We start from the raw sequence: 4,218 nt of genomic DNA, 5'->3' as shown, positions 1-4,218 counted from the left end.
AGTAGCGTCGAAGGTTGACAAAACTATAGGAACACCCAACGACTACTTTCCTAGAGCATATTCCTTACCATTAGTCAAGCACCATCTGTTTAAACGAAATAGCCTCAACCCGAGCACATTTGTGTCTGTTTAAAACCGGCAATAATGAACAGCGTGCTCAATTCGGTCATGTAAATAGATCAGCTATCAATCCTCAGCAGCAAATCAGCCAAAATACTGGAATGTAATCAGCTTGTAACAAAACAAGACGTTTAAACAAAAAATGCTACCTTTTGCAGTTTTTCAAACAATTCTGCTGTATTTGCAGCTATACTCCATAACTGTCGTGTAGGAATTACGTAGACAAAAAGGAGGTTATGTGATGGTAAGTATTGTTCTTGCTAGCCATGGTGACTTGGCGGCTGGAATCAAGCAGACGGGCTCGATGGTCTTTGGCGATCAGCCGTCTGTTGCCGTGGTCTCGCTCGAGCCGAGCATGGGCCCCGACGACTTCCGTGCCAAGGTCGAGGAGGCAATCGCTTCCTTCGAGGACCAGGAGCAGGTGCTCTTCCTCGTTGATCTGTGGGGCGGCACGCCGTTCAACCAGATCAGCGGGCTCATCGAGGGCCACGATTCCTGGGCTATCGTCACCGGTGTCAACCTGCCTATGCTCATCGAGGCATATTCGCAGCGCTTTGACGCAAAGAACACTGCACATGCGATCGCAAAACATCTCGTGACTGAGGCTAAGGCCGGCGTGCGCGTCAAGCCCGAGTCTCTGGAGCCCGAGGAGAAGAAGCCGGCTGCGGCCGCCGCTGCTCCTGCGGGTGCCATTCCTCCGGGAACGGTGATCGGCGACGGGCACATCAAGATCGCCCACGTCCGTATCGACACGCGCCTGCTGCATGGTCAGGTGGCCACCACGTGGACCAAGCAGATCAACCCCAACCGCATCATCGTGGTCTCCGACGGCGTTGCTCACGACGAGCTCCGCAAGACCATGATCGAGCAGGCTGCCCCTCCGGGAGTCCACGCCAACGTCGTGCCTATCAAGAAGATGGCCGAGGTCGTCAAGGACACGCGCTTTGGCGACACCAAGGCGATGCTGCTGTTCGAGAACCCGCAGGATCTGCTCAGGGCCATCGAGGCCGGCGTCGACATCAAGGAAGCCAACATCGGTTCCATGGCCCACTCCAAGGGCAAGGTCGTCGTCACTAACGCTGTCGCTATGGGCGATGACGATGTCAAGACCATCGAGGCTCTCAAGGCCAAGGGCGTCAAGTTCGAGGTCCGCAAGGTTCCTTCGGATTCCTCCGAGGATCTCGACGCCATGTTGAAGAAAGCTAAGGCCGAACTGGCCGCTCAAGCATAGTAAAGGAGGGTCCGATACATGTCTGCAATCACTATTCTGCTTGTTGCGATTGTCGCGTTGCTTGCCGGTATGGAAGGCATTCTGGATGAGTTCCAGTTCCATCAGCCGCTCGTGGCATGCACGCTTATCGGTCTCGTAACCGGTCACCTTCAGGAGGGCATCCTCCTGGGCGGTTCGCTCCAGATGATGGCCCTTGGCTGGGCTAACGTCGGCGCCGCCGTCGCGCCTGACGCCGCTCTGGCCTCGGTCGCTTCTTCGATCATCATGGTGCTCGCCCTCAACGGTGGCGCCACCGATTCGGCCAAGGCCGTTACCGCCGCCATCGCCGTCGCCGTCCCGCTGTCGGTCGCTGGTCTGTTCCTGACCATGATCTGCCGTACCCTGGCTACCGCTATGGTTCACGCCATGGACGCCTGCGCCGAGAAGGGCGACTTCGCCGGCATCGAGCGTTGGCAGTACGCCGGCATCCTCATGCAGGGTGTTCGTATCGCCATCCCGGCAGTACTTCTGTGCATCATCCCGGCCGAGGCCGTTACCAACGCGCTTAACGCTATGCCCGATTGGCTGTCCGGCGGCATGGCTGTCGGCGGCGGCATGGTCGCTTCCGTCGGTTACGCCATGGTCATCAACATGATGGCCACCAAGGAGACCTGGCCGTTCTTCATCCTCGGCTTTGTCCTTGCTGCCATCCCTCAGCTCACGCTGATCGCCCTTGGCCTCATCGGCATCTCCCTTGCCCTCATCTACCTTGGCCTTAAGGATCTGGCCAAGCAGGGTGGCGGCATGGGCGGTGGCTCCGGTGACCCGCTCGGCGACATTCTGAACGATTACGAGTAGGAGGGGAGTGATACATATGGCAGAGAACAAGATTCAGCTCACCAAGGCTGACCGTAAGAAGGTTTGCTTCCGTCATCAGTTCCTTCAGGGCTCGTGGAACTACGAGCGTATGCAGAACGGCGGCTGGTGCTTCGCAATGATCCCTGCGATCAAGAAGCTCTACACCAGCAAGGATGACCAGATTGCCGCTCTTAAGCGCCACCTGGAGTTCTATAACACCCACCCCTATGTTTCCGCCCCCGTCATTGGCGTTACCCTCGCCCTCGAGGAGGAGCGCGCCAACGGTGCTCCGATTGACGACGTCGCCATTCAGGGCGTCAAGGTCGGTATGATGGGCCCGCTCGCCGGCGTCGGCGACCCCGCCTTCTGGTTCACCCTTCGCCCGATTCTGGGTGCACTGGGCGCTTCCCTGGCCCTGTCCGGCAGCATCGCCGGTCCGCTGCTGTTCTTCTTCGCGTGGAACATCATCCGTTACGCCTTCCTGTGGTACACGCAGGAGTTTGGCTACAAGGTCGGCTCCTCCATCGCCAAGGACCTCTCCGGCGGTCTGATGGGCAAGGTCACCGAGGGTGCTTCCATCCTGGGTATGTTCATCATCGGCGCCCTGGTCGAGCGCTGGGTGTCCATCTCCTTCACCCCGGTCGTCTCCAAGGTCACGCAGTCCGCTGGCGCCTATATCGACTGGGCCAACCTGCCCGCCGGTTCTGAGGGCATCAAGCAGGCATTGACGATGTACAGCTCTGTCGGTGCCAACGCACTCGACCCGGTGAAGGTCACCACGCTTCAGGCCAACCTCGATCAGCTCATCCCCGGCCTTGCCGCCGTGTGCCTGACCCTTCTGGTCTGCAAGCTCCTCAAGAAGAAGGTCAGCCCGATCGTCATCATCCTGGCTCTCTTCGCCGTCGGCATCATCGGTCGCGTCTGCGGCTTCATGTAAGCACGCTTCGGCTTAAGACCGAGAGTTGCTAGGCAAGGGCTTTTGAGCCATTGAAACGGACCGCACCCGGTGGGTACACTGGATGCGGTCCGATTGTTTTATTTGGAGGGCGAGGCACGTATGGCGCAATCTCAGAACAGCACGGTCGATCTGGCAACGCCGGCAACCTGCCTGATGGGGCTTACCAGTCACGGTAACGTGATGGTGGGCAATAAGGCGTTTGAGTACTATAACGAGCGCAATCCCGAGGATTATATCCAAATCCCGTGGGACGAGGTCGACTATATTGCCGCCGAGGTTTTGCGCGGCACCAAGAAGATTACGCGTTTTGCCATCTTTACCAAAGAGAATGGCCACTTTACGTTTTCGACGCGCAATGACAAGGAAACGCTTCGCGCGGTGCGTAAGTACATTGACGAGGACAAGCTCGTTCGTTCGCCCGACTTTATCGATGTGACGGCCAAGGGCGCCAAGAGCATCCCCTCCGTCATCAAGAACCTTTTCCACAAAGGCAACTAGCCATTAAAGAGCGCCCCCCTAAAGTGGGACGCGGTTTCCCATGAGGCTCGATCGGGAAAGTGCATCCCGGTTCGAGTGCCGATTGCGGGATGTAGTTTCCGGAACGGGCCCGTTTGGGAAACCGTGTCCCGTTTCGAGTCGAAATTCTGGGACACAGTTTCCCAGCGAGGTCCCATGGGGAAAGTCTGACCCAGAATTTGCCTGGATAGTGGGACGCACTTTCCGGAGGGCTGTTCCACCGCAACTTCGAAGAGTGGCTACACGTTGCATCACAACGTGTAAATCTGCTACACTAGTACAACATGCCTCCGTAGCTCAGGGGATAGAGCACCGCTCTCCTAAAGCGGGTGTCGACGGTTCGAATCCGCCCGGGGGCACCAGAGATTTGTCGAGCCCGGTACCGCTACGGTGCCGGGCTCTTCTGGTCTAAGGGCATGGTTCGAGCCGTCGACACCCGCGTCACCAATTTCCCCGCGGGGGGAGTTTTCGAATCCGCCCGGGGGCACCAGAGATTTGTCGAGCCCGGTACCGCTACGGTGCCGGGCTCTTCTGGTCTAAGGGCATGGTTCGAGCC

The 4,218-nt window shown here is 58.1% G+C and carries 4 protein-coding genes and 1 tRNA gene; all 5 read left to right on the top strand.

Annotated elements, in window-relative coordinates:
- Window positions 1–361 precede the first annotated feature (361 nt).
- Complete coding sequence (locus DXD48_RS09195; RefSeq protein WP_089573275.1) at window positions 362–1,351, top strand: PTS sugar transporter subunit IIB; 990 nt, start codon at window positions 362–364, stop codon at window positions 1,349–1,351.
- 18 nt (window positions 1,352–1,369) lie between these two features.
- Window positions 1,370–2,188 carry a PTS mannose/fructose/sorbose transporter subunit IIC gene (locus DXD48_RS09190; protein ID WP_117564943.1) on the top strand — a complete coding sequence of 273 codons (819 nt, stop codon included), beginning with the start codon at window positions 1,370–1,372 and terminating at the stop codon, window positions 2,186–2,188.
- 16 nt (window positions 2,189–2,204) lie between these two features.
- Complete coding sequence (locus DXD48_RS09185) at window positions 2,205–3,125, top strand: PTS system mannose/fructose/sorbose family transporter subunit IID (protein ID WP_117564942.1); 921 nt, start codon at window positions 2,205–2,207, stop codon at window positions 3,123–3,125.
- A gap of 120 nt (window positions 3,126–3,245) precedes the next feature.
- On the top strand, window positions 3,246–3,644 hold the full coding sequence (locus DXD48_RS09180) for a DUF956 family protein (RefSeq protein WP_117564941.1): 399 nt from the start codon (window positions 3,246–3,248) through the stop codon (window positions 3,642–3,644).
- Between the two features lie 304 nt (window positions 3,645–3,948).
- Window positions 3,949–4,024, top strand: a tRNA-Arg gene (locus DXD48_RS09175).
- Window positions 4,025–4,218: the final 194 nt, after the last annotated feature.

Origin of the sequence: Collinsella sp. TM05-37, from assembly GCF_003436455.1 — a bacterium.
Lineage (GTDB): Bacteria > Actinomycetota > Coriobacteriia > Coriobacteriales > Coriobacteriaceae > Collinsella.
This window is presented reverse-complemented; position numbering and strand designations above follow the sequence as displayed.

Bases quoted from the DNA above. Each gene is read 5' to 3' on its own strand.
- DXD48_RS09195 (WP_089573275.1), top strand. From the start codon at position 362: ATGGTAAGTATTGTTCTTGCTAGCCATGGTGACTTGGCGGCTGGAATC.
- DXD48_RS09190 (WP_117564943.1), top strand. From the start codon at position 1,370: ATGTCTGCAATCACTATTCTGCTTGTTGCGATTGTCGCGTTGCTTGCC.
- DXD48_RS09185 (WP_117564942.1), top strand. From the start codon at position 2,205: ATGGCAGAGAACAAGATTCAGCTCACCAAGGCTGACCGTAAGAAGGTT.
- DXD48_RS09180 (WP_117564941.1), top strand. From the start codon at position 3,246: ATGGCGCAATCTCAGAACAGCACGGTCGATCTGGCAACGCCGGCAACC.